Source organism: Enterococcus sp. DIV0236, from assembly GCF_050558525.1.
GTDB lineage: Bacteria > Bacillota > Bacilli > Lactobacillales > Enterococcaceae > Enterococcus > Enterococcus faecalis.
Map to the genome: position 1 here is coordinate 134340 of NZ_CP187891.1, position 26281 is coordinate 160620.

The window sequence follows — 26281 nt, forward strand, 5'->3', positions numbered from 1 at the left end:
GTTTTTTAATCTTTTTAGTCTATTTCTTTTGTCTTTTTTTTGTTAAAATGTAAAAGATTCGATAAGTATTTTGAAGACTGTAACACGTCTACAAATGTCTGTCAATGCAAAAGGAGACGTTGGGAGGGGCGCGATGAAACTAACGATTAAAGAAATTGCTGATATGGCTGGTGTTTCTGTCACAACCGTCTCACAAATTCTGAATAATAAAGGGAGTCGTTTCAGTGAAAAAACCCGCAACAAGGTGTTGGCGGTAGTCGCTGAAAATCATTACAAACCAGATTACTTTGCTTCGAATGTAATCAACCGTCATTCCAAAACCATTGGTATGATTGTGCCAGATGTGACGGATTTCTTTTTCTCAAAAGTGATTGAAGGTGTAGAAACATATTTAAATTCGTTAGGCTACATGATTTTGTTATGCAATTCAAAGCATGATTCCGAGCAAGCGATGCAATATGTTAGCGAGTTGATTCATCGGTCGGTGGATGGCATTATTTTTGCCACGCCGAATGTTTTGCCAGAAAATCATATTTTAAAAGACCGACGAGAACATCCGATTCCTGTCATTCTTGTCGATCGTGGGATTAATCCACGAGATAGTGGACGATTAATCGTTAAAGAGTACGAAGGTGCTTATCAAGCGGTCCATCATTTGATTCAACAAGGGCATCAGCATATTGGCATGTTGCGTGAAAGTGCCGGCTATTATCGTTTAACGGAACGAGTGACGGCGTATCAGCATGCGTTACAGGACAACAATTTACCTTTTCGTCCGCATTATGTTTGTGCTGGGGAATTGAACTTGCATGGCGGCTATGCTGCGGCGAAAGAAGTTTTGAAAAATGAAGAAATCACAGCAATTTTTTGTGGCAATGATGAAATGGCAATGGGAGCTTATCAAGCCATTGAAGAAGCGGGCAAGAAAATTCCTGACGATATTTCGGTGGTTGGTTTTGATGGCTTGGAAATTTCCGAATATTTGGTGCCGAGTTTAACAACCGTCTATCAGCCGAGTTTTGATATTGGCTATTATGCAGCAAAATTTTTGGTGGAAGCTATTGCAGATCCAACAGGGAAAGTTCCAAATAAAGTTTTTGATGCGACGTTTATTGCTAGAAAAAGCACAAAACCGATTTAAAAAACAGATTAGAAATAGAACGTTCGTGTTGTTTGCGTTTTCACAAGAAAAAAATAATAGTAAACTGGTTTACTAAATGGTTTAAAGCTGAACGATTTTGTTGTATAATACATTATCGGGAAATCGGAGGGAACGAATTCATGAGAATGGTAGACATTATTGAAAAGAAACGTGACGGGCATCAACTAACAAGCGAAGAAATTCAATTTATTATCAACGGATACACAGATGGTTCAATTCCAGATTATCAGGTAAGTGCCTTTTTAATGGCTGTTTTTTACCAAGATATGACAGACGAAGAAATTACACAAATGACGTTAGCAATGGTCCATTCAGGCGAAATTGTGGATCTTTCTTCTATAGAAGGAATCAAAGTCGACAAGCATTCTACAGGTGGCGTAGGCGACACTACGACGCTTATTTTAGCGCCGTTAGTTGCTAGTGTCGGGGTCAATGTAGCAAAAATGTCTGGTCGTGGCTTAGGCTACACGGGCGGTACGTTGGATAAATTAGAAGCGATTCCTGGTTTTAAAGTTGAATTGACAGAAGAACGTTTTATTCAATTGGTGAACGATACAAAAGTGGCAGTGATTGGTCAGTCAGGTGATCTAGCACCAGCAGACAAAAAACTTTATGCGTTACGCGATGTGACCGCCACTGTTGACTCAATTCCATTAATTGCAAGTTCCATTATGAGTAAAAAAATTGCCGCAGGGGCAGATGCGATTGTCTTAGACGTGACTACTGGTGAAGGGGCCTTTATGAAAGACCTAGCAAGTGCTCGTCGATTAGCGGAAACAATGGTTCGCATTGGGAAACTGGCAAATCGCCAAACGATGGCAGTAATTTCAGACATGTCACAACCTTTAGGGGAGGCCATCGGAAACAGTTTAGAAATCGTTGAAGCAATCGAGACCTTGCAAGGAAATGGACCAGAAGATTTAGTGGAGATGTGCTATGTCTTAGGAAGTCAGATGGTCGTTTTAGCTAAAAAAGCCGAGACGTTAGACGAAGCACGGGCTTTATTGGAAGAAGCATTAACAAGCGGTCGAGCGCTCGCGAAATTTAAAGAAATGATTGAAAATCAAGGCGGCGACAGTTCCGTTGTTGACCAGCCAGAAAAATTATTAACCGCAACTTATCAATTTGATTTACCTGCCAAAGAAACAGGCGTGGTACAAAAAATCGTTGCCAATGAAATTGGCGTTGCCGCAATGTTGCTGGGCGCTGGTCGGGCTACGAAAGAAGATACGATTGATTTTGCAGTTGGCTTGAAACTTCACAAAAAAGTAGGGAGCCCAGTTGAAAAAGGCGAATCATTATTAACCATTTATGCCAATCGTGAAGACGTGACAGAAGTCGAACAATTGCTTTATAAAAACATTGAAATTGGACCAACTGGCGAAGAGCCTATTTTGATTCACGATATCATTACGGAATAAAACAAAAAGAAAAGAGGAATTCTCATCATGGAATTAAACCGCATGATTGACCACACTATTTTGAAACCAGAAGCGACAGAAGCCGCTGTCCAAAAAATTATTGACGAAGCTAAGGAGTACAACTTTTTCTCTGTATGTATCAATCCTTGTTGGGTCGCTTTTGCTAGCGAGCAATTAGCAGATACCGACGTCGCTGTGTGTACCGTTATTGGCTTTCCTTTGGGGGCAAATACACCAGAAGTTAAAGCATACGAAGCAGCTGATGCAATTAAAAATGGTGCGAATGAAGTGGATATGGTGATTAATATTGGTGCATTAAAATCACAACAATACGATTACGTACGTCAAGACATTCAAGGCGTAGTAGATGCAGCCAAAGGAAAAGCGTTAGTCAAAGTGATTATTGAAACAGCATTATTAACAGACGAAGAAAAAGTTAAAGCTTGTGAATTAGCCAAAGAAGCAGGTGCCGATTTCGTTAAAACATCTACTGGCTTCTCAACAGGCGGCGCTAAAGTAGCAGATATTCGTTTAATGCGTGAGACAGTTGGTCCTGACATGGGCGTTAAGGCTTCTGGTGGCGTGCATAATGCAGAAGAAGCGTTAGCAATGATTGAAGCGGGGGCAACACGCATCGGTGCAAGTACGGGTGTAGCAATTGTTTCTGGCGCAACTGGCGAAGGGTATTAATTCGTATTTCAAATTAAACGAAGGTGTGGCGAAAAAGATGACAGTAAAACAAGAATGGCTTGATTGTGCCGTAGAAGCATTGGCACACGCCTATGTACCGTATTCTAATTTTCCTGTGGGCGCTTGCTTAGTGACTGCAGACGGGAAAATGTATCAAGGAGTCAACATTGAAAATGCCTCCTTTGGTTTAACAAATTGTGCAGAAAGAACGGCGATTTTTAAAGCCATTTCAGAAGATGAACGGACCTTCCAACATTTAGTTGTAGCAGGTAATACAGAGGCACCCATTTCTCCATGTGGCGCTTGTCGTCAAGTAATGGCTGAATTCTTTGATCCACAAATGCCGGTCACGCTAGTTGGTAAAGATGGCGCGACTAAAACAATGACAGTTGAGGCATTATTGCCCTATTCATTTACAGATAAAGATTTTTAAAAAAAGGACATAAGGTTTCGTTGGGCTCAAAGTAGATTTCAATAGCATAAATGCGAATGAAATAATAGATAAAATAGTAGGGGGCTTTTCGGAAAGTGAAACAAGCAAAATTTTTAGGTCTAGGATTGGCAGCAGTTGCCTTAACCATTGGGTTAGCTGCATGTGGCGGCAATAGCAAAAAGAATGCCAACACAAAAGGTGATCCACAACATAGTGTCGTAATGGTCACAGATACAGCCGGCATTGATGACAAATCTTTTAACCAATCTGCGTGGGAAGGAATGCAAGAGTGGGGCAAAGAGCACAAACTTCCAGAAGGACCTCAAGGGTATGCGTATATTCAATCAAATGAAGCATCTGATTATACATCAAACATTGACCAAGCCATTTCAAGTCAATTTAAAACGATTTTTGGCATTGGCTATTTACTAAAAAATGCAGTAGTAGATGCAGCGGACGCCAACCCAGAAACGAATTTCGTTCTAATCGATGATACAGTTAATGGGAAAAACAACGTCGCTTCTGCAACATTTAGAGATAATGAATCTGCGTATTTAGCAGGTGTGGCAGCAGCTAACACTACGAAAACCAACAAAGTAGGATTTATCGGCGGGGTTGAAGGACCTGTTATTGGCCGTTTCCAAGCTGGTTTTGAAAAAGGTGTAGCAGACGCTGGCAAAAAATTAGGCAAAGATATTCAAATTACGTCTACTTATGCAGGGACATTTGCAGACGCTTCAAAAGGACGGGCCTTAGCTTCTTCTATGTATCAAGCAGGTGCCGACATTATTTATCACGCAGCGGCGACTACAGGACAAGGAATCTTCCAAGAAGCCAAAGCGCTAAATGAAACAGGTTCAAAAGATAAAGTTTGGGTGATTGGTGTTGACCGTGACCAAAACGAAGACGGTAAATATACAACCAAAGATGGCAAGGATGATAACTTAACGTTAGCTTCAACCATTAAAGGTGTAAATATTGCTGTGAAAAAAATGTCTGATCTTGCATTAGAAGATAAATTCCCTGGCGGCGAACATTTAACTTATGGATTGAAAGATGGCGGTGTTGATTTAACAACAGAAGCCCTAAGCGATCAAGCCAAAACGGCAGTTAAAGAAGCCAAAGAACAAATCATCTCTGGTGACGTAAAAGTCCCAGACCAACCTTAGAAACAACTTAGTTGTTTAAATACATTAAACTATTTTTAGGAGGCTTTACAGAAATGAAAAAAGCAAAATTATTCGGTTTTAGTTTGATTGCATTAGGTTTATCAGTTTCACTTGCAGCATGTGGTGGTGGCAAAGGAAAAACCGCTGAAAGCGGCGGTGGCAAAGGGGATGCAGCGCATAGTGCTGTAATCATTACAGATACAGGCGGCGTGGATGACAAGTCGTTCAACCAATCTTCTTGGGAAGGATTGCAAGCTTGGGGTAAAGAACATGATTTACCAGAAGGTTCAAAAGGGTATGCATATATTCAATCGAATGATGCAGCTGACTATACAACAAATATTGACCAAGCGGTATCAAGTAAATTCAACACAATCTTTGGTATTGGCTACTTGCTAAAAGATGCAATTTCTTCTGCAGCAGATGCCAACCCTGATACAAACTTTGTTTTAATCGATGATCAAATCGATGGCAAAAAGAATGTCGTTTCTGCAACATTTAGAGATAATGAAGCAGCTTACTTAGCCGGTGTTGCTGCTGCAAACGAAACAAAAACGAACAAAGTCGGTTTTGTTGGTGGTGAAGAAGGGGTCGTAATTGACCGTTTCCAAGCTGGTTTTGAAAAAGGTGTGGCTGATGCTGCGAAAGAATTAGGTAAAGAAATTACTGTTGATACAAAATATGCGGCTTCATTTGCTGATCCTGCCAAAGGGAAAGCTTTAGCTGCTGCAATGTACCAAAACGGCGTTGATATCATCTTCCATGCTTCTGGTGCGACTGGACAAGGGGTCTTCCAAGAAGCAAAAGACTTGAATGAATCAGGTTCTGGCGACAAAGTTTGGGTAATCGGTGTTGACCGTGATCAAGATGCTGATGGCAAGTACAAAACAAAAGACGGCAAAGAAGACAACTTCACGTTAACTTCAACACTTAAAGGTGTCGGCACAGCGGTTCAAGATATTGCCAACCGTGCGTTAGAAGACAAATTCCCTGGTGGCGAACATTTAGTTTATGGATTAAAAGATGGTGGCGTTGACTTAACAGACGGCTATTTAAACGACAAAACAAAAGAAGCTGTTAAAACAGCAAAAGATAAAGTAATCTCAGGTGACGTAAAAGTCCCAGAAAAACCAGAATAATTTAAGCTCCTAAATAAAAAAAGAAGGGCTCATTATTGTTCCTTCTAAAAATAAAGTGGTCCTTGGCAGCGACGGCTGCCAAGGAAACCCTTTATGATGTTTGGATTTTTAACTAAATAGTTGAGGTTCTTCAACTACTTAGTTAAGGGTCAAAATTACCCTCTAAAGTATTGCCAATATAATTTTGTTAGGAAGTGAATAGACCTTGTCTCAAGAAGAAAACGTAATTGAGATGCGTAAAATCACCAAAGAATTTGGGACGTTCAAAGCCAACGACCAAATTGATTTACAAGTAAAACCTGGTGAAATCCACGCACTGCTAGGTGAAAATGGTGCAGGCAAGTCGACCTTGATGAATATCTTATCAGGGCTATTGGAACCGACCTCAGGTGAGATTTATATGAATGGCGAAAAAGTCAACATTACAAGTCCTACTGCAGCCAATCGTTTAGGAATCGGAATGGTCCATCAGCATTTTATGTTAGTTGAAGCCTTTACTGTGACTGAAAATATTATCTTAGGTAGTGAACCTACCCATGGCGGTATTTTAGACCGGAAAAAAGCGAAAAAAGAGATTGAAGAAGTGTCTAAGCAATACGGGTTGGATGTAAATCCCAATGCCTATATTCGCGATATTTCTGTAGGTATGCAACAACGGGTTGAAATTTTAAAGACCTTATATCGTGGTGCGAACGTTTTAATTTTTGACGAACCAACCGCAGTATTAACGCCACAAGAAATTGATGAATTAATGATTATTTTGAAAGAACTAACCGATGAAGGCAAATCGATCATTTTAATTACACATAAGTTAGATGAAATTAAAAAAGTGGCGGACCGTTGTACGGTCATTCGCCGGGGGCAAAGTATTGGCACCGTCAATGTGAAAGACGTTTCTTCGCAACAGTTAGCCGATATGATGGTGGGCCGTTCTGTTTCTTTCAAAACAGAGAAAAAACCAGCGCAACCGAAAGAAACAATTTTATCAATTAAAGATTTAGTAGTGAAAGAAAGCCGCGGCTTAGATGCAGTGAAAAATCTTAGCTTAGATGTCCGAGCAGGGGAAGTTGTTGGAATTGCGGGGATTGATGGCAATGGACAAACAGAATTAATCCAAGCCTTAGCAGGATTAACCAAAGTCGAAAACGGGTCCATTCATTTGAATGAAAAAGAGATTACTAATCGCAAACCTCGGGAAATTACGGAAATGGGTGTCGCCCACGTTCCTGAAGACCGACATAAATATGGCTTGGTATTAGAGATGACATTGGCTGAAAATATTGGCCTACAAACGTATTACCAAAAACCATACAGTTCAACAGGTATTTTAAACTATCGAATGATTAACAAACACGCCCGTGAATTAATTGAAGAATATGATGTACGGACTCCTAATGAACTAGTACCAGCTCGGGCGCTTTCAGGTGGGAATCAGCAAAAAGCAATTATTGCCCGAGAAGTTGACCGCGATCCAGATTTGTTGATTGTTTCTCAACCAACACGCGGTTTAGATGTCGGAGCTATTGAATACATTCATCGTCGACTAATTGAACAAAGAGATAAAAATAAAGCTGTTTTATTAGTAAGTTTTGAATTAGACGAAATTTTAAATGTTTCTGATCGTATCGCTGTTATTCATGCGGGGGAAATTGTCGGAATTGTTGATCCGAAAGAAACGACAGAAAATGAATTGGGCTTGTTAATGGCTGGCTACTCATTGGAAGAAGCCCGTGCTGAGTTATCAAAAGTAGAGGCAGGTGAAACTGTTGAATAATCGTTCTGAAAAAATAAGAAATATTTTAGTCCCTGTGTTATCTGTTATTATGGGTTTCCTCTTAGGGGCAATTATTATGGTTATCTTTGGCTATGACCCAGTGGCTGGGTATCAAGCGATGTTTGAAACAGCTTTCCAAGGAAAGAAAAGTATTGGTGAGATTTTTGTCACCGCAGCTCCGTTGATTTTTACCGCTTTAGGATTCTCGGTGGCAAATTCGGCTGGATTCTTTAATATCGGGCTTTCAGGACAAGCCTTATGTGGTTGGGTGGCTAGTATTTGGGTCGCTTTATCCATGCCTGATGCACCCCGGATGATTGCGTTGCCGGTGGCGATTATTGTTGGCGCAGTTGCAGGAGCTTTAGCAGCAGCCATTCCAGGTTTCTTGCGTGCCTATTTTGGGACGAGTGAAGTTATTGTTACGATTATGTTGAATTATATTTTATTGTACACAGGAAATCATATTGCTAATAATGTCATGAAACCAAGTATTATGGCGAACAAAGGGATCACCAAAATGATTGGTGCGAATGCATCATTACGCTCACCGTTTTTAACAAGTATCAGTGATGGCTCTCGTTTGAACATCGGCATTTTCTTGGCCTTCATTTTCCTTATTCTTGTGTGGTTCTTGATGAAAAAAACAACGCTTGGTTTTGAAATTCGGTCGGTGGGGTTAAACCCATTTGCTTCTGAATATGCTGGAATGAGCAGCAAGCGAACAATTATTTTATCTATGATGATTTCAGGAACGCTGGCTGGTTTAGGTGGTGCGGTCCAAGGATTGGGGACTTTCCAAAACTTCTTTATTCAAAACACATCGTTGAGCATTGGGTTCGATGGTATGGCCGTGTCTCTATTAGGAGCAGGTAGCTCAATCGGGATTTTACTTTCCGCATTACTGTTTGGAATGTTAAAACTTGGTGGACAAGGAATGCCGTTGATAGCTGGTGTACCAACCGAATTAGTTGATGTTGTTATTGCAGCAATTATTTTCTTTGTGGGAATTAGTTATTTAATTCGTTTCTTGTTAGCAAAAGCGTCTGGTAGTAAAAAAGAAGTAGCGATTGTAGAAACAATTGAAGCGGCGCCAGACAAAAACAATCAAGAGGGGGGAGACATCTAATGGATTTAGCAACAATTTCCTCAATCATCACGCAAACATTAGTGTATGCAACTCCGCTCATCTTGACAGCATTAGGCGGAACGTTCTCAGAACGAAGTGGTGTGGTTAACGTTGGTTTGGAAGGTATTATGGTAATGGGCGCTTTCAGTTCGGTCGTTTTTAACTTGACGTTTGCTGATACATTTGGCGCGGCGACACCATGGATTGCTTGTTTAGTAGGAGGCGTTGTCGGGATTGTCTTTTCTCTCTTACATGCCGTTGCAACTATTAACTTACGAGCAGATCATATTATCAGTGGTACTGTCATTAACTTGATGGCACCGGCGCTAGGGGTTTTCCTAGTAAAAGTTATTTATCAAAAAGGACAAACAGATATGATTACACAATCATTTGGCTATTTTTCTTTCCCAGGATTGTCAAAAATTCCAGTGATTGGTGAACTATTCTTTGCAAAAACCTCTTTGCCAGCTTTCGTAGCAATTTTGATTGCGATTTTAGCTTGGTTTGTCATTTATAAAACACGTTTTGGCTTACGGTTACGTTCTGTGGGAGAACATCCACAAGCGGCAGATACATTGGGAATCAATGTCTATTTAATGCGTTATTCTGGCGTCTTGCTATCCGGCTTCTTAGGCGGTATGGGCGGAGCTGTCTTTGCTCAAAGTATTGCGGGTCGTTTTGGGATTACCACAATTGCAGGACAAGGGTTTATTTCAATGGCCGCAATGATCTTTGGTAAATGGAATCCACTTGGGGCAATGGGCGCAGCCTTATTCTTTGGTTTTGCACAAAACTTGAGTATTGCTGGGGAAAACTTACCAATTATTTCAGAAATTCCAAAAGTTTATCTACAAGCAGCACCATACGTATTGACCATTTTAGTCCTAGTTGTGTTCTTCGGAAAATCATCGGGACCAAAAGCGAACGGGAAAAATTACGTCAAAACGAAATAAGAAAAGAAATAGGCCCTCCGTCAAAGCGACGGGGGGCCATTTCTTTTCTTAGGATAATCAGTTGAACACAAGCGACATTAGGCACTGCTTCACTGCAAAAAAGCGAGTTGATAAAGGAGACTTAACTTTTTTCCTTTGGCTGTTTTTTACAATTCGAAGGAAGTGTCGAAATTTTGAAAAAAACCAAACAGCTCTAGCAGCTTTTTTTCAAAAATCGTTGGTTTTTCTGCTATACTTTTGTTTGTAGTAAGCATAGGAAAAGTGGAGGACGTTCAATGAATAAAACACGTGTAGAAGCATTTAGTGATGCAGTTATTGCCATCATCATGACCATCATGATTTTAGAAATTAAGACTCCTCAAGTGGGTGTTTTGGCAGGTTTGATAGAAAATATCCCCTATTTTTTATCGTTTATTGTCAGTTTTATTTTTATCTGTATCGCTTGGTACAATCATCATTACATAATGTCCGTAACTCATTGGTTTTCTAAAAAAGCGTTTTGGGCAAATAATTTTTGGTTATTCTCCATGGCCTTCATTCCGGTAGCAACTGCTTGGGTGAGTGAATTTTGGTGGATGCGGGCACCCGTTTATTTTTATCTTGTTGTGTATACGATTTGGGATTTTGCCTACTTCTTGTTAACAAGGATCATTTATGAAGACAATGCAGTGAAAGATCCACAAGGTGCAGCTAAGTTAAGAAGATCGAAATCTTATAGTAAGGCAACAAAAATCATTCATCTTTGTCTTTTCGCAATCGGATATATCGGCATTTATTTTTATCCGCCCATTGGCATTGGTGTGATTTTATCAGAAGCGGTTATCTGGTATTTAAATGTGCCAAAAGAGGGAGACCGCTTGGAGTGTTAAAAGTTTCGATGGCATAAAGAGTAGTGTTCTTTTTAAGGAGCAGGCTATTCGAAAAAAACAATAAAAAAGTTTCCTAATTACGGTGGGAGACTTTTTTTCTTTCAGTTTTTAAGCCCTGCTAAAATCGAAGGAATCAGTGAAAATTTTAATGCTCTTTCAGGCAATAATAGCGGATTCATGGTATAATTGAAGAGCTGAGAATAAATAGATTATTCTGTTTGATTCTCGAGACTATTTAAAAGGCTAGCGTAAAATAATTGTCATTCTTGACGTATTTACGACCTTAGAGGAGGAAGCAAGTGTGTTTAAACGTGTTCATTTAATCGTACTAGATTCAGTCGGTATTGGTGAAGCACCAGATGCTGAAAAATTTGGAGATGTCGGCAGTGATACACTGGGGCATATTGCCAAAGAAGCGGGACTAACCATTCCTCATTTAGAAAAACTTGGATTGGGAACTATTGCTCCTTTAACAGGTGTCAAAGCAGTGGCAGACCACGATGGCTATGCCACCAAATTAGAAGAAATTTCTGTTGGAAAAGATACTATGACCGGTCACTGGGAAATTATGGGCTTGAACATCAAAAAACCTTTTCGAGTATTCCCAAACGGCTTTCCTGAAGAATTACTGAAACAAATTGAAGATTTTTCTGGGCGAAAAGTTGTTTGTAACAAACCATATAGCGGGACAGCAGTCATTGATGATTACGGCGAACATCAAATGAAAACTGGGGATCTAATCGTTTATACTTCAGCAGACCCTGTTTTACAAATTGCGGCGCATGAAGACATTATTCCATTAGAAGAATTGTATAAAATTTGTCAATATGTTCGTGACATTACGAAAGACGAACCTTATATGATTGGTCGGATTATCGCTCGCCCGTATGTTGGTGAACCAGGTAATTTCACTCGAACCAGTAACCGTCATGACTATGCTCTAGATCCTTTTGGCCATACTGTTTTAGATTCGTTGAAAGAAAACGGCAATGATGTGATCGCTGTTGGGAAAATTAACGACATCTTTAATGGACAAGGAATTACTGAAGCTATCCGCACGAAGAGCAATATGGATGGGGTGGATCAATTATTAACGGTCATGAATAAAGATTTCACAGGTTTAAGTTTTACTAACTTAGTGGATTTCGATGCGCTGTATGGCCACCGTCGTGATGTGAAGGGCTATGCAAAAGCCATCGAAGATTTTGATGGTCGTTTGCCAGAGATTATGGCAGCTATGGCCGAAGATGATTTGCTTTTAATTACAGCAGATCACGGGAATGACCCAACTTTCCCAGGAACAGACCATACCCGTGAATATGTGCCTTTATTGGCTTATAGTAAAAAAATGACAAAACAAGGCAGCTTGCCACAAGGATTTTATTCAGATATTTCAGCAACGATTGCTGAAAACTTTGAAGTTCCTGCAACGGAAAACGGTCAAAGCTTTTTAAATCAATTACAATAATTCGAGGAGGCAACACATGACAACGTTAACGAACCATTTAAACGAAACAACTGAGTTTTTGAAAGAAAAAGGGGTGCAACAAGCAGACTTCGGTCTAATCTTAGGTTCTGGGTTAGGTGAATTAGCTAATGAAATAACCGATGCGATTGCTATTCCTTTCTCTGAAATTCCCCATTTTTCTGTTTCAACAGTCGTTGGACATGCTGGACAATTAGTTTACGGAACGCTTTCTGGAAAAAAAGTTTTGGCGATGCAAGGACGTTTTCATTATTATGAAGGACATTCGATGCAAACGGTCACTTATCCCGTTCGTGTGATGGCTGCTTTAGGCATTCATTCAATGATTGTAACCAACGCAGCTGGTGGCGTAAATGAAACATATACACCGGGGAATTTGATGTTAATCAATGACCACATTAATTTTACAGGCGATAATCCGTTAATTGGTGAAAATGATGAAGAAATCGGGCCGCGTTTTCCAGATATGAGTCATGCTTACACGCAAGAATATCGGGAAGTGGCAAAAAAAGTGGCTGCGGAACAAAATATTGACTTAAAAGAAGGCGTGTATATGGGCTTTTCTGGCCCGACATATGAAACGCCAGCAGAAATTCGGATGTCACGGACGATGGGTGCGGATGCAGTTGGCATGTCAACTGTTTCGGAGGTCATTGTAGCTGTGCATAGTGGCATGAAAGTACTAGGCATCTCTTGTATTACGAATTTAGCAGCTGGTATGCAAAGTAGCTTAAATCATGCAGAAGTAGTTGAAACAACTGAACGCGTTAAAGGACAATTCAAAGAGTTAGTGAAAGCAACACTAGCAGCTTTATAAAAAAGGAGTAAACCAGAATGAGTGTGCATATCGAAGCAAAACCAGGTGAAATTGCCGATAAAATTTTACTACCAGGGGATCCCCTCCGAGCAAAATATATTGCGGAAACTTTTTTGGAGAATCCTGTCTGCTATAATCAAGTTCGTGGGATGTTAGGTTACACAGGAACATATAAGGGACAGCGTGTTTCGGTCCAAGGAACAGGGATGGGGATGCCTTCAGCAGGTATTTATGCCCATGAGTTAATTAACTCTTATGATGTGAAGAAGTTGATTCGTGTTGGTACGTGTGGTTCTATTTCAGAAAAAGTCAACGTTCGTGAATTAGTTATCGCACAAGCAGCAGCGACGCCTTCTTCCGCGATTCGCAATGATTTTCCTAAATATGATTTTCCACAAATTGCGAGCTTCGACCTTTTACTCAAATCTTACGAAATTGCTAAAGCAAAAGGCTTTACTACCCATGTTGGTAACGTATTGTCAGATGATGTTTTTTACAAAGATAGCTTAGATGATGTCTTTCGTTTAGGTCGATACGGGGTATTAGCGATTGAAATGGAAGCGGCAATGTTATATTATTTAGCAGCAAAATTTGATGTAGAAGCATTGGCGATTATGACGGTGAGTGATAGCTTGGTGACAGGCGAAGAAACAACGGCAGAAGAACGCCAAACGACGTTTAATGAAATGATTGAAGTTGGTTTAGAAACGGCAATTGCTAATTAAAAAAATGCTTGGATGATTATTTTCATCCAAGCATTTTTTTAATTTAAGAGCGCTTTTTTTACATCTTCAACAATTTGAGTATTCGCAATAGGTCCGTTGTATAACCAACTACTTTTTTTATCATAGGTATGAACTTGGTTATTTTTCACAGCAGGTAAGTTCTTCCAAATTGCTTCTTGGAAAAGAGGTGCTGATTCATCGCTGTTTACAAGGAAAATGTGGTCTGCGTCAAGCTCAGCTAATTTTTCTAAAGAAACTTGATTCCAATCCGCAGTAGCGTTTTTAGAAATTTCTTCCACTAATTTTGGAACTTGGAGGCCTAAGTCCTGATAGAGCACGGTTCCGCTTGAGCGATTATCGCTAACCATAAAGACTTGGTTGTTGGTTACCCATAAGACTGCCGCAGATTTGCCAGCATCTTTTTTGCCAAGGTCTTCTTGGACGCCTTTGGTTAAGGTATCATAATCTTCTAACACTTTTTTCGCTTGTTCTTTTTTATCTAAAACAGTGGCAATATCTTCCAATTGATCACGCCAGGTGACATTTTCGCCGTTTTTGACTACATAAGTTGGCGCAATTTTACTGTATTCTTTGTATTTACCGCCTTCAACTAGAGCAGATGAACTGATTAATAATAAGTCAGGTTCAAATTTTAGAACCGCTTCATATGGCAAGTCATAGGAAATAGTGGGGACATCTTTCAATTCTTTCGCTAAATAATCTTGAATACTGCCTTGTCCAACTGTCCATTGTGCCACTGGTTTTTCTCCTAATGCAACTAGATAATCTTCTAAATAACTCGCAATAATCCGTTTGGGTTTCGCGGGGACGGTTACTTTATTGCCTAAGGTATCTGTTACTTCATGTGTTTTGTCAGCGTTGTTGGCTTCTTTATTCGTATTACCACAAGCTGCGAGTAAGAATGAACCAAGAAGAAGGGTTGTACCAATTAGGACCGTCTTTTTTAAAAGTTTCATTGTGTAACTCCTTTATTTTTAGTTGATAACGATTCTCATTATCAGTTAAAAACGACCGTTTGTCAATCATCGCTTGCTTTTTTGAGCAAATAAGTTGCATTTTTTAGATAATTCGTTTTTTTGATTGGAAGAAACATTGCTTTTTAAGGAAGGGTCTTTTATAATCAAGGAACAATGAGTGAGAACGATTCTCAATAAATGTAAAATAACGACAGAAAAATTAAAGAGGAATGGTTATGAATTATTTAGAGGCAGAGGACTTAACTACAGGATATGGTCGTCAAGTGATTAGTGAAGCGCTGAACTGTTCATTTGAAGCGGGAACTATTACAAGTATTATTGGACCAAATGGTTGTGGCAAATCGACCTTGTTAAAAACACTTGCGCGTATTTTGCCAGCCGAGAAAGGCAAGGTGTTCATTAAGAACCAAGAACTTCAACATTTTTCTTCAAAAGAAGTGGCGCAAGAACTAGCGATCTTATCACAAACGCCAGAAAATACAATCGATTTATCTGTTTTTGACCTCGTCTCTTTTGGGCGGTATCCATATCAATCGGGCTGGAAAAGTGTCACCGCAGAAGATCAAGAGTACATACAATGGGCATTAGAATTAACAGGCTTAACTGAGTTAGCTAGAGAGTCTGTGGCAATTTTGTCAGGTGGACAACGTCAACGGGTTTGGATTGCTATGGCGCTAGTACAGGATACAGATATTTTAATTTTAGATGAACCGACCACCTATTTGGATCCAGCGCATCAGCTAGAAATTTTAAATGTGTTAAAACGAATTAATCAAGAACATCAGAAAACTATCGTGATGACGATTCATGATATTAATTTAGCTTCTCGTTTTTCTGATCGCGTGATTGCGATGAAAGAGGGAAAGATTATCAATGAGGGAACACCGCAAGAAGTGATTACTGTTACTGGCTTAGCAGATGTTTTCGCTATTCAAGCAGAAATTAGTTATCATAGTCAGACACAGCGGCCACTAGTGCTTTCTTATGAGTTGATGGAAATGGAGCTGGATGGATGAAAGGCATAAGCGGATTTTATAGACACCAATGGCAAGTGTTACTTGTCTGTCTTTTTTTGCTAATTGGGACAATGCTTCTGTCATTGATGTTTGGTGCGACGTCGGTTTCGATTCAAACGATTATTGAATCATTTACGCACTTCGATGCGACCAATCAAGCGCATCAAGTCATCCAAACGGTTCGGTTGCCGCGGATTTTAGGGGCCGCTTTTGTGGGGGCAAGTTTAGCAGTGAGTGGGGCGTTAGCGCAAGGGATTACGCAAAACCCATTGGCAGATTCTGGCTTGCTGGGTATCAATGCTGGGGCTGGCTTGGGCTTAGCGCTTGTTTTTGCTTTCCTCCCTCAGGCAAGTTATTGGTGGCTTTTAGTTGTTTCTTTTCTTGGTGCCGGCGTGAGTGTGGCACTGATTTATTATCTTTCTAATCATTCAATTCGAGGAGCAAGCCCCATGCGTCTGACCTTAGTGGGAGCTGGTATTAGTGCCCTTTTTTTATCATTTAGTCAATTCTTAGCCATTCAGTTCAATTTGAGTCAAGAGTTAACGTTTTGGTTTCTTGGCGGTGTCAGCGTTATTTCTTGGGCACAATTAAAAATAGTCGTTCCTATCTTTCTGGGCGCATTTGCATTAGCAGTTCTGATTAGTCCGTCGGTGACTATTTTACGGTTTGGCGATGATGCAACAATTGGTTTGGGGCGAAATCCGCAGCGTATTCGGTTGTTTGCCAGTATAACGATTTTGCTTTTATCAGGATTGTCTGTGGCGCTGGTTGGCTCGGTCAGTTTTGTTGGTTTGGTGGTGCCTCATGTGATGCGAACAGTTTCTGGAGAAAATTACCGGCGCTTGATTCCGTTCTCGGCGTTAGGCGGTGCGCTCCTCGTTTTGGTGGCAGATTTAATCGCTCGAATGGTGAATCCGCCTTTTGAAACACCATTTGGGATTATCACGGCCTTAATTGGCATCCCATTCTTTCTTTATTTATTTCGTAAAGGAGGGCAACTAGGATGACACAGAAAAAAGTGTCCCGTTGGGTGGCTATCTTAATAGTTGGGATTATCCTAACTGCTTGTATCAGTTTAACGCAAGGGGAATTATCTGTTTCCTTCATGGATTTAAAAGCCCTTCTTTTGGGACAGGGAAGTCAGGCCAAACAACTGTTAGTTTGGGATTTTCGGTTACCACGGATTGTGCTTGCGGTCCTAGCGGGCGCAGCTTTAGGCTTAAGCGGCGCTATTCTTCAAGGGATTACTCGGAATCCGTTAGCAGATACTGGGATTTTAGGCATTAATGCGGGTGCGGGTTTGGCAGTGATTTTGTTTATTAGTTTTGTTGAGACGACAAGTATCACAACGTTTGCACTTCCACTCGTGGCCTTAGTTGGCGGCTTGCTAGCGGCTGTTGGGATTTTGGTAATTGCGTATCATCATCGTTTAGGATTGACGCCAGTTCGAATGGTCTTAGCGGGTGTCATTTTGAGTACGGGTATTTCAGCACTCACCTTATTAATTACATCAAAAATTGACACTGAAAAGTACCGTTTTGTTACAATGTGGCAAGCAGGCAGTATCTGGGGCAGTAATTGGTTCTTTGTGGGCGCTTTGTTGCCTTGGCTAGTCATCGGGTTCTTTTTTGCGATGAAGCGTCATCGTCTGTTGGATATTTTACAATTGGGGGACGAAACAGCTATTTCTGTAGGTATTGCTGTGAAAAAAGAACGAATCGTTTCGTTGCTGTTAGCGGTGATGTTGGCGGCTTCAGCGATTTCCGTTACAGGGGGAATTAATTTTTTAGGTTTACTTGCGCCACATATTGCTCGCAAATGTGGTTTTACGCAACAAAAACAGGTATTGCCATTGGCGGCGTTGTTTGGGAGTTTGCTTTTATTGGTTAGTGATACGATTGGTCGGCTATTGCCTGGCAATGGAGAAATGCCTGCAGGGATTATTGTTGCGATCATCGGTGCGCCTTATTTTCTTTATTTGTTAATCAAAACAAGCGATTCGTTATAAAAAAGAATCAAAAGCTGGGTCAAGCGATCGTTGTGAAAGCAACTGTCATTTGCTCGGCTTTTTGATTGGCGGATTTTTGAAAAAATAGTATGATAAATGCGTAAGAGCATTGAATGGAGGATGAAAGAATGGAAAACTTTAATTTTTATGTACCAACAGACATCCGTTTTGGGAAAGATCGTTTAGACGAATTACCTGCTGTGTTAGATCAATTTGGCAAAAATGTCTTACTTGTTTATGGTGGCGGTAGTATCAAACGTAATGGCTTGTACCAACAAATTACTGATTTGGCCCAAAAAAACGGGCATACACTGATTGAGTTGAGCGGTGTCGAACCAAACCCGCGCATTGAAACCGTTAGAAAAGGAATTGAGTTGTGTAAAGAAAACCAAGTCGATGTTATTTTAGCAGTTGGCGGTGGTTCGACCATTGATTGTTCCAAAGCAATTGCTGCGGGCTTTTATTCGGAAGAAGATATCTGGACAGTTATTGCAGCCAGAAAAGGGTATACTGGTCCTGCTTTACCAATCGTGACCATCTTGACTTTAGCAGCGACAGGTAGTGAAATGAACGCAGGTGCTGTCATTTCTAACTTAGAAACCAATCAAAAATTAGGCTTTGGTGGTCCGAATATGATTCCAAAAGTTTCGTTCTTGGATCCAACGAATACTTTTACGGTTCCTCAAAATCAAACAGCAGCTGGCTCAGCGGATATTTTCAGTCATTTGATTGAAAACTATTTTAGTATTTCGACAGGCACGGACGTCCAAGATTTTGTGTCAGAAGGCTTAATGCGAACGGTTATCAAAAATTGTCCTATTGCTTTAGAAAATCCAGAAGATTATGATGCACGTGCTAATTTAATGTGGGCAAGTAGTTTAGCCTTAAATGGCTTAACAGGGCGCGGCAAACAAGGTGTTTGGTCTTGTCACCCAATGGAACATGAATTAAGTGCGTTTTATGACATTACGCATGGGATTGGCTTAGCAATTTTAACGCCTCGTTGGATGAATTACGTTTTGTCTGAACAAACCGTAGGCAAGTTTGCACAGTTTGCTCGAAATGTTTGGGGAATAGTCGAACAAGAAGAAGAAGTAGCAGCGAAAAAAGGTATTCAAGCATTGTATGATTACTTTGTGGCTTGTGGCATTCCAATGACATTACCAGAAGTTGGCATCGAAGCAGATAAATTTGAAGAAATGGCACAACAAGCTGTGGCCCATAGTGCAATTGCCGAAAAGGCTTATGTACCATTGGATGCAGCGGATATAGTAGCGATTTATAAAGATTGTTTAACCGAAAGTCAATTTATTTAATCCATAAAAAAGCGGTTTGCCTTGGCAAACCGCTTTTGTTAATAAGAAACAAGTTCTTATAAGTAGTATTTTTCTTTCACAGTTAAATCATCGTTTAATTCATAAACTAATGGTTTACCTGTTGGGATTTCAAGATCCATAATATCTTCATCAGAAATGCCTTCGATGTGTTTAGCTAAAGCACGTAATGAATTACCATGAGCCGCTACTAAGACAGTTTTGTTGTCTTTTAAAGCTGGCGCAATTTCATCTTGCCAGAATGGTAATGCACGTTCCAAAGTAACTTTCAAGTTTTCGCCACCAGGAATATCGCGTTGGTCTAACATTGCATAACGACGGTCGTTTGCTGCAGAACCTTCATCTGTTGCTTCCATTAATGGAGGAAGAGTATCGTAAGAACGACGCCAGATGTGGACTTGTTCGTCTCCGTATTTTTCAGCAGTTTCTTTTTTGTTTAGTCCTTGTAATTTACCATAGTGACGTTCGTTTAAGCGCCAAGATTTGATTTGAGGTACCCATAATTGATCTGAGTATTCTAGTAAATAGTTACAAGTTTTGATGGCACGAGTTAAAACAGAAGTATAAGCAACGTCGAATTCGATGCCTGCTTCTTTAATTTTACGGCCGCCTTCTTTTGCTTCTTCAACACCTTCAGGTGCTAAATCTACGTCAGCCCATCCAGTAAATTGGTTTAAGGCATTCCATTCGCTAAGTCCATGACGAGAAAAAACTAATTTTGGCATGTATAAGCTCTCCTTTGAGTTTAGTTTTCTGAAAATAAGATTTCCACGTTTATTGTACACCGTTTTGCGCAAGATTTCCAATGGAAAATAGTAAAAAAACGTGAAAGTTGCTGAAAAATTAGAGTGAAATCGAATCAAAAAAGAAGCCCCATCTGAAGGACTTCTTTTTTATTCTTAGGAATACAGCCGCTCGACATCTGTCTCAGGTAAATTGATGTACTTATAACAAGTGCCCACCGAAACGCCGCATTTATTAGAAATAAATTGGATTGTTTCTTTGTTTTCGTAATATAATGCACGGATTTTGCGGACGGTGCGTCCATCGATTTTTGGACGTCCACCTACTTTTCCGTTTTCACGAGCTTTGTGGAGCCCAACGAGTGTTCGTTCTTTAATTAGTGCACATTCCATCGCAGATAAGCTCTCCATTAATTGGAAATAGGCTTCACCTGTTGGAAGGTGAGTATCAATTCCTTCTGAAATGCTGACAAAATCAACTTGTTTTTCCTTTAGCATTTTCATAAAGTCTGTTAATTGGCGGGTTGTTTTACCTAAATGGTGCAATTTACAAACAATAAGTGTATCCCCAGCAGAAAGAAGTTTTTCGACTTCGTCTAAGACACTGATCTCCGCTTGAGGATCAAATGTCTCTTGGAAAATATCATCACAACCAAACGATTGGAGAGTGGTTAGTTGATTTTTTAAATCGTCTTCAATAATAGTTGTGCGCGCATAACCAATTCGTTTCATATATTATCCTTCCTATATAAATAATCTTTTTTCACACATTCTTAACGTGCGGGAACATGTAAGGTTTTCGGTCCATCTTCATAACCGACGATTACCATAGAAACCATATTTAAAAATAAGCCGTGTTCAACGACGCCAACCAAGTTGTCTAAATAAGAACCTAAAGCTTCTGGATCTGTAATTTTTTCTAAATGCAAATCGATGATATGGTGGCCTCCATCTGTTATTAATGTTTCGCCAGCAGCGTTTAAACGAAGTGTTGGGTGATAGCCTTTTTCTTCAAATAAATGCACTAGTTGGCGGCTGCCATAAGGAACAACCTCAACGGGAAGTGGGAAAGCTCCTAAATCGTCCACCATTTTTGATTTATCCACAATCCAAATACATTTCTTTGAATAAGTGGCCACAATTTTTTCAAAAAGTAAGGCAGCGCCACCGCCTTTGATTCCTTGAAAATCAGCGCTGATTTCATCGGCGCCATCAATCGTAAGATCCACATACGGAACCTCATCAATACTTTTTAAAGGAATGCCCAAGGCCAAGGCTTGTTTCTCTGTTTCTTTTGAAGTAGTAACCCCTACGATTGACAATCCTTCTTCTTTTACGCGACGACCAATTTCGTCTACCATAAATTTTGCTGTTGAGCCAGTACCCAAACCGACAATCATGCCGTCTTCTACATATTTTGCAGCTTCGATTCCTACCATTTGTTTCAGATTCATCGCTGTTTTCCGCCCCCTTCAATAGTCAAAGATATTGTACCGTTATTTAACTAAAAAAGATAGAAAGTTTTTGAAAAAGTCATAAAAATTTTTAAAGGAAAAGTACGTTTAAATAGAAGGAAAAGCTTTTTTTCGAAAGGCGAAAGAAGAGGGTTGACAGCTGATGCTTATCGTGGTATCCTAACAAAGGTGCTTTATCTACAGGTTCCTTATAGGGACGTGCTGACTGTCTATCAAAGCATATTTGATAAAGAGTGCAGAGATTGCATTATTTTTTATCGCGAAAAAAGAACCACCTGGATGTGTGGAACTAGAAGCGAAGTAAGGAAGGAGGAGAACAAGGAATGCCTACAATTAACCAATTAGTACGTAAACCTCGTAAATCTAAAGTAGAAAAATCTGATTCACCAGCCTTAAACAAAGGATATAACAGTTTTAAGAAAACTCAAACAAACGTTAACTCTCCGCAAAAACGTGGAGTTTGTACACGTGTGGGTACGATGACACCTAAAAAACCGAACTCAGCTTTACGTAAATATGCCCGTGTTCGTTTGTCAAACTTAATCGAAGTTACAGCTTATATCCCAGGTATCGGTCACAACTTACAAGAACACAGCGTGGTATTATTACGTGGTGGACGTGTAAAAGACTTACCAGGGGTACGTTACCATATCGTTCGTGGTGCGCTTGATACTGCCGGTGTTAACGACCGTAAACAAAGCCGCTCTAAATACGGTACAAAACGTCCTAAAGCTTAATTATAATAAGACAATAACAACTTGAAAAATCATATTTCGGAAGGAGGAGTTACGGATGCCTCGTAAAGGTCCTGTTGCAAAACGTGATGTTTTACCAGATCCAATTTATAACTCAAAATTAGTAACTCGCTTAATCAACCGTGTAATGGTTGACGGTAAACGCGGGATTGCTGCTAACATTATCTATAATTCATTTGATATCATCAAAGAATCTACAGGTAACGATCCATTGGAAGTTTTTGAACAAGCAATGAAAAACGTTATGCCTGTTCTTGAAGTTAAAGCACGTCGTGTTGGGGGTTCTAACTACCAAGTACCAGTTGAAGTTCGTCCAGAACGTCGTACAACTTTAGGTTTACGTTGGGTAGTTAACTACGCGCGTCTACGTGGTGAACACACAATGGAAGAACGTCTAGCGAAAGAAATCATGGATGCTGCTAACAACACTGGCGCTTCTGTTAAAAAACGCGAAGACACACACAAAATGGCAGACGCAAACCGCGCATTTGCTCATTATCGTTGGTAAGATCCTCTCTGTCTGTCGCGTAAAGTGGCAGCAGAAAGTCAATTTACAATCGATTTAAATAAAGAGAGGAGTAAACATACAAAATGGCAAGAGAATTTTCACTTGAAAAAACTCGTAACATTGGTATCATGGCCCACGTTGATGCTGGTAAAACAACAACAACTGAGCGTATCTTGTACTACACTGGTAAAATCCATAAAATCGGTGAAACCCATGAAGGTGCTTCACAAATGGACTGGATGGAACAAGAACAAGAACGTGGTATCACGATTACATCCGCTGCGACAACTGCACAGTGGAAAGGCTACCGTGTAAATATCATCGATACTCCAGGACACGTGGACTTCACAATTGAAGTACAACGTTCTCTACGCGTATTAGATGGTGCGGTAACAGTTCTTGACTCTCAATCAGGTGTAGAACCTCAAACAGAAACTGTTTGGCGTCAAGCGACTGAATATAAAGTTCCTCGTATTGTATTCTGTAACAAAATGGATAAAATCGGTGCGGACTTCTTCTATTCAGTAGAATCATTACATGATCGTTTACAAGCAAACGCTCATCCAATTCAAATTCCAATCGGAGCTGAAGAAGACTTCACTGGAATCATTGACTTGATTAAAATGAAAGCTGAAATCTACACAAATGATTTGGGAACAGATATTCAAGAAACTGATATTCCTGAAGATTATTTAGAAAAAGCGCAAGAATGGCGCGAAAAATTAGTTGAAGCTGTTGCTGAAACTGACGAAGACTTAATGATGAAATATCTTGAAGGTGAAGAAATCACTGAAGAAGAATTAGTCGCTGGTATCCGTCAAGCAACAATCAACGTTGAGTTCTTCCCTGTATTAGCTGGTTCAGCATTCAAGAATAAAGGGGTTCAATTAATGTTGGACGCTGTTCTTGATTACTTACCATCTCCATTAGATATCGATGCTATCAAAGGGATCGATACTAAAACAGACGAAGAAACAACTCGTCCAGCTGATGACGAAGCACCTTTCGCTTCATTAGCATTTAAAGTTATGACTGACCCATTCGTAGGTCGTTTAACTTTCTTCCGTGTTTATTCTGGTGTCCTTGAAAGTGGTTCATACGTATTGAACGCTTCAAAAGGCAAAAAAGAACGTATCGGTCGTATCCTACAAATGCACGCCAACACTCGTCAAGAAATTGACAAAGTGTACTCTGGTGATATCGCTGCTGCTGTTGGTCTAAAAGACACAACAACTGGTGATACATTATGTGCATTAGATGCACCAGTTATTCTTGAATCTATTGAATTCCCTGACCCAGTTATCCAAGTCGCTGTTGAACCTAAATCAAAAGCTGACCAAGATAAAATGGGCGTGGCTCTACAAAAACTTGCTGAAGAAGATCCATCATTCCGCGTTGAAACAAACGTTGAAACTGGTGAAACAGTTATCTCTGGTATGGGTGAATTGCACTTAGACGTTTTAGTAGACCGTATGAAACGTGAATTCAAAGTTGAAGCTAACGTAGGTGCTCCTCAAGTATCTTACCGCGAAACATTCCGTGCTGCGACTAAAGCAGAAGGTAAATTCGTTCGTCAGTCTGGTGGTAAAGGACAATACGGTCACGTATGGGTTGAATTTACACCAAATGAAGAAGGTAAAGGCTTCGAGTTTGAAAACGCAATTGTCGGTGGTGTGGTTCCTCGTGAATACATCCCAGCAGTTGAAAAAGGGTTAGAAGACTCTATGAACAACGGTGTTCTTGCTGGTTATCCATTAGTTGATATCAAAGCAAAACTTTACGATGGTTCATACCACGATGTCGATTCAAATGAAACGGCCTTCCGTGTAGCTGCTTCTATGGCATTGAAAGCTGCGGCTAAAAATGCAAACCCAGTTATTTTAGAACCAATGATGAAAGTTACAATTACTGTTCCTGAAGATTACTTAGGTGATATCATGGGACACGTAACAAGTCGTCGTGGACGTGTTGAAGGTATGGAAGCACACGGTAACTCTCAAATCGTTAATGCGATGGTACCTTTAGCTGAAATGTTTGGTTATGCTACAACATTACGTTCAGCAACACAAGGACGCGGTACATTTATGATGGTATTTGACCACTATGAAGACGTACCTAAGTCTGTTCAAGAAGAAATCATCAAGAAAAACGGCGGCAACGCATAATTTTCCTTGAGAATAAAAGGTTTGTTTTTAGAACTATCCTTTTTTCAAGATTTCGTGTAAAATAGCTTATGATGATCAGACGATTTTTAGTAACGTCTATCACATATAAAACAAACAATAAAATTTATATTTTTAGGAGGAACATTCAAAATGGCAAAAGAAAAATTTGACCGTTCTAAATCCCATGTTAACATTGGTACTATCGGACACGTTGACCATGGTAAAACTACATTAACAGCTGCAATTGCTACTGTATTATCAAAACACGGTGGCGGGGAAGCACAAAGCTACGATTCTATCGATAACGCTCCAGAAGAAAAAGAACGTGGAATCACAATCAACACTTCTCATATCGAATATGAAACTGAAACTCGTCACTATGCACACGTTGACTGCCCAGGACACGCGGACTACGTTAAAAACATGATCACTGGTGCTGCTCAAATGGACGGAGCTATCTTAGTAGTTTCTGCTGCTGATGGTCCTATGCCTCAAACACGTGAACATATCTTATTATCACGTAACGTTGGTGTACCATACATCGTTGTATTCTTAAACAAAATGGATATGGTTGATGACGAAGAATTATTAGAATTAGTAGAAATGGAAGTTCGTGACTTATTATCAGAATACGATTTCCCAGGCGATGATGTTCCAGTTATCGCAGGTTCTGCTTTGAAAGCTTTAGAAGGCGACGAGTCTTATGAAGAAAAAATCTTAGAATTAATGGCTGCAGTTGACGAATATATCCCAACTCCAGAACGTGATACTGACAAACCATTCATGATGCCAGTCGAAGACGTATTCTCAATCACTGGACGTGGTACTGTTGCTACAGGCCGTGTTGAACGTGGTGAAGTTCGCGTTGGTGACGAAGTTGAAATCGTTGGTATTAAAGACGAAACATCTAAAACAACTGTTACAGGTGTTGAAATGTTCCGTAAATTATTAGACTACGCTGAAGCAGGCGACAACATCGGTGCTTTATTACGTGGTGTAGCACGTGAAGATATCGAACGTGGACAAGTATTAGCTAAACCAGCTACAATCACTCCACACACAAAATTCAAAGCTGAAGTATACGTATTATCAAAAGAAGAAGGCGGACGTCACACTCCATTCTTCACTAACTACCGTCCTCAATTCTACTTCCGTACAACAGACGTTACTGGTGTTGTAGAATTGCCAGAAGGTACTGAAATGGTAATGCCTGGTGATAACGTTGCTATGGACGTTGAATTAATTCACCCAATCGCTATCGAAGACGGAACTCGTTTCTCTATTCGTGAAGGCGGACGTACTGTAGGTTCAGGCGTTGTTACTGAAATCGTTAAATAATTAACTTTTTAACTATAGTTTTAACCAGCGTAAAAAACTGGGGTATTCGGACGTAAGACCAGAGAATTTATTCTCTGGTCTTTTTTTGTTTAGAAATTGGCTGGCTAAAAAATAAGCCAATTGGCTGTTTTAGCAGACTTGTTTCTTCCGTATACTTGGAGAAAAAGGTTAGGTGAT

25 protein-coding genes are annotated in these 26281 nt (G+C 40.1%); 21 read left to right on the forward strand and 4 right to left on the reverse strand.

The window, feature by feature from the left end; translation table 11 throughout:
- The first annotated feature begins 133 nt into the window (after nucleotides 1-133).
- The 13 genes from IGK27_RS00565 to deoD all read left to right on the forward strand — a co-directional run bounded on the left by IGK27_RS00565 (nucleotide 134) and on the right by deoD (nucleotide 13764).
- Nucleotides 134-1141, forward strand: coding sequence for a substrate-binding domain-containing protein (locus IGK27_RS00565; RefSeq protein ID WP_002356164.1), 1008 nt, complete (start codon nucleotides 134-136; stop codon nucleotides 1139-1141).
- A gap of 140 nt (nucleotides 1142-1281) precedes the next feature.
- Entirely contained in the window at nucleotides 1282-2583 is a 1302-nt protein-coding gene (locus IGK27_RS00570) for a pyrimidine-nucleoside phosphorylase (protein WP_002356165.1), read from the forward strand.
- Nucleotides 2584-2610: 27 nt separating this feature from the next.
- Nucleotides 2611-3273, forward strand: coding sequence for a deoxyribose-phosphate aldolase (gene deoC, locus IGK27_RS00575; RefSeq protein WP_002356166.1), 663 nt, complete (start codon nucleotides 2611-2613; stop codon nucleotides 3271-3273).
- Nucleotides 3242-3706: a cytidine deaminase gene (locus tag IGK27_RS00580; protein ID WP_002387503.1), complete on the forward strand. Its 465-nt coding sequence runs from the start codon at nucleotides 3242-3244 to the stop codon at nucleotides 3704-3706. Before deoC ends, IGK27_RS00580 begins: the two co-directional genes overlap by 32 nt.
- Nucleotides 3707-3801: 95 nt before the next feature.
- Nucleotides 3802-4875 (forward strand): BMP family lipoprotein, encoded by a 1074-nt coding sequence (locus IGK27_RS00585; RefSeq protein WP_010830588.1) that lies wholly within the window; start codon nucleotides 3802-3804, stop codon nucleotides 4873-4875.
- A 53-nt stretch (nucleotides 4876-4928) separates the two neighbouring features.
- Nucleotides 4929-6014 carry a BMP family lipoprotein gene (locus tag IGK27_RS00590; protein WP_002356169.1) on the forward strand — a complete coding sequence of 362 codons (1086 nt, stop codon included), beginning with the start codon at nucleotides 4929-4931 and terminating at the stop codon, nucleotides 6012-6014.
- 205 nt (nucleotides 6015-6219) lie between these two features.
- Nucleotides 6220-7788, forward strand: a complete 1569-nt coding sequence (locus IGK27_RS00595; RefSeq protein ID WP_002381361.1) for an ABC transporter ATP-binding protein — start codon at nucleotides 6220-6222, stop codon at nucleotides 7786-7788.
- Nucleotides 7781-8914, forward strand: coding sequence for an ABC transporter permease (locus tag IGK27_RS00600; protein ID WP_002356171.1), 1134 nt, complete (start codon nucleotides 7781-7783; stop codon nucleotides 8912-8914). The genes IGK27_RS00595 and IGK27_RS00600 overlap by 8 nt, the downstream gene beginning before the upstream one ends.
- On the forward strand, nucleotides 8914-9867 hold the full coding sequence (locus tag IGK27_RS00605; protein WP_002356172.1) for an ABC transporter permease: 954 nt from the start codon (nucleotides 8914-8916) through the stop codon (nucleotides 9865-9867). The genes IGK27_RS00600 and IGK27_RS00605 overlap by 1 nt, the downstream gene beginning before the upstream one ends.
- Before the next feature lie 275 nt (nucleotides 9868-10142).
- Nucleotides 10143-10736, forward strand: a complete 594-nt coding sequence (locus IGK27_RS00610; protein WP_010830589.1) for a TMEM175 family protein — start codon at nucleotides 10143-10145, stop codon at nucleotides 10734-10736.
- 301 nt (nucleotides 10737-11037) lie between these two features.
- The gene (deoB, locus tag IGK27_RS00615; protein ID WP_002356179.1) at nucleotides 11038-12204 is read left to right on the forward strand and encodes a phosphopentomutase; all 1167 of its coding nucleotides are present in this window, start codon (nucleotides 11038-11040) and stop codon (nucleotides 12202-12204) included.
- Nucleotides 12205-12220: 16 nt separating this feature from the next.
- The gene (locus tag IGK27_RS00620; protein ID WP_002356180.1) at nucleotides 12221-13039 is read left to right on the forward strand and encodes a purine-nucleoside phosphorylase; all 819 of its coding nucleotides are present in this window, start codon (nucleotides 12221-12223) and stop codon (nucleotides 13037-13039) included.
- 17 nt (nucleotides 13040-13056) lie between these two features.
- Nucleotides 13057-13764: a purine-nucleoside phosphorylase gene (gene deoD, locus IGK27_RS00625; protein ID WP_002359338.1), complete on the forward strand. Its 708-nt coding sequence runs from the start codon at nucleotides 13057-13059 to the stop codon at nucleotides 13762-13764.
- Between the two features lie 38 nt (nucleotides 13765-13802).
- Here the strand turns inward: deoD and IGK27_RS00630 are convergent, their stop codons facing one another.
- Nucleotides 13803-14741 (reverse strand): iron-hydroxamate ABC transporter substrate-binding protein, encoded by a 939-nt coding sequence (locus IGK27_RS00630; RefSeq protein ID WP_002361532.1) that lies wholly within the window; start codon nucleotides 14739-14741, stop codon nucleotides 13803-13805.
- A gap of 230 nt (nucleotides 14742-14971) precedes the next feature.
- On the opposite strand from IGK27_RS00630, the gene IGK27_RS00635 reads away from it, so the two are divergent.
- The 4 genes from IGK27_RS00635 (at nucleotide 14972) to IGK27_RS00650 (ending at nucleotide 19102) form a co-directional block, all read left to right on the forward strand.
- Nucleotides 14972-15778, forward strand: coding sequence for an ABC transporter ATP-binding protein (locus tag IGK27_RS00635; RefSeq protein WP_002363473.1), 807 nt, complete (start codon nucleotides 14972-14974; stop codon nucleotides 15776-15778).
- Entirely contained in the window at nucleotides 15775-16785 is a 1011-nt protein-coding gene (locus IGK27_RS00640; protein WP_002388739.1) for a FecCD family ABC transporter permease, read from the forward strand. The genes IGK27_RS00635 and IGK27_RS00640 overlap by 4 nt, the downstream gene beginning before the upstream one ends.
- The gene (locus IGK27_RS00645; protein WP_002392918.1) at nucleotides 16782-17786 is read left to right on the forward strand and encodes a FecCD family ABC transporter permease; all 1005 of its coding nucleotides are present in this window, start codon (nucleotides 16782-16784) and stop codon (nucleotides 17784-17786) included. The genes IGK27_RS00640 and IGK27_RS00645 overlap by 4 nt, the downstream gene beginning before the upstream one ends.
- A 113-nt stretch (nucleotides 17787-17899) precedes the next feature.
- A complete protein-coding gene (locus IGK27_RS00650) occupies nucleotides 17900-19102 on the forward strand; it encodes an iron-containing alcohol dehydrogenase (protein WP_002408242.1) in 1203 nt (400 codons plus the stop codon).
- A gap of 56 nt (nucleotides 19103-19158) precedes the next feature.
- On the opposite strand, the gene gpmA is transcribed toward IGK27_RS00650, so the two are convergent.
- The 3 genes from gpmA to rpiA form a co-directional block, all read right to left on the reverse strand.
- Nucleotides 19159-19845 carry a 2,3-diphosphoglycerate-dependent phosphoglycerate mutase gene (gene gpmA, locus IGK27_RS00655; RefSeq protein ID WP_002359343.1) on the reverse strand — a complete coding sequence of 229 codons (687 nt, stop codon included), beginning with the start codon at nucleotides 19843-19845 and terminating at the stop codon, nucleotides 19159-19161.
- A 174-nt stretch (nucleotides 19846-20019) separates the two neighbouring features.
- Nucleotides 20020-20595: a recombinase family protein gene (locus IGK27_RS00660; RefSeq protein ID WP_002356188.1), complete on the reverse strand. Its 576-nt coding sequence runs from the start codon at nucleotides 20593-20595 to the stop codon at nucleotides 20020-20022.
- Nucleotides 20596-20636: 41 nt separating this feature from the next.
- Nucleotides 20637-21317, reverse strand: a complete 681-nt coding sequence (gene rpiA, locus IGK27_RS00665; protein WP_002363468.1) for a ribose-5-phosphate isomerase RpiA — start codon at nucleotides 21315-21317, stop codon at nucleotides 20637-20639.
- A gap of 344 nt (nucleotides 21318-21661) precedes the next feature.
- On the opposite strand from rpiA, the gene rpsL reads away from it, so the two are divergent.
- The 4 genes from rpsL to tuf all read left to right on the forward strand — a co-directional run bounded on the left by rpsL (nucleotide 21662) and on the right by tuf (nucleotide 26104).
- On the forward strand, nucleotides 21662-22075 hold the full coding sequence (gene rpsL / locus IGK27_RS00670) for a 30S ribosomal protein S12 (RefSeq protein WP_002356190.1): 414 nt from the start codon (nucleotides 21662-21664) through the stop codon (nucleotides 22073-22075).
- Between the two features lie 55 nt (nucleotides 22076-22130).
- On the forward strand, nucleotides 22131-22601 hold the full coding sequence (gene rpsG / locus IGK27_RS00675) for a 30S ribosomal protein S7 (RefSeq protein WP_002356191.1): 471 nt from the start codon (nucleotides 22131-22133) through the stop codon (nucleotides 22599-22601).
- A gap of 83 nt (nucleotides 22602-22684) precedes the next feature.
- Complete coding sequence (gene fusA / locus IGK27_RS00680) at nucleotides 22685-24766, forward strand: elongation factor G (protein WP_002356192.1); 2082 nt, start codon at nucleotides 22685-22687, stop codon at nucleotides 24764-24766.
- Between the two features lie 150 nt (nucleotides 24767-24916).
- Nucleotides 24917-26104 (forward strand): elongation factor Tu, encoded by a 1188-nt coding sequence (tuf, locus tag IGK27_RS00685; protein ID WP_002356194.1) that lies wholly within the window; start codon nucleotides 24917-24919, stop codon nucleotides 26102-26104.
- Nucleotides 26105-26281 lie beyond the last annotated feature (177 nt).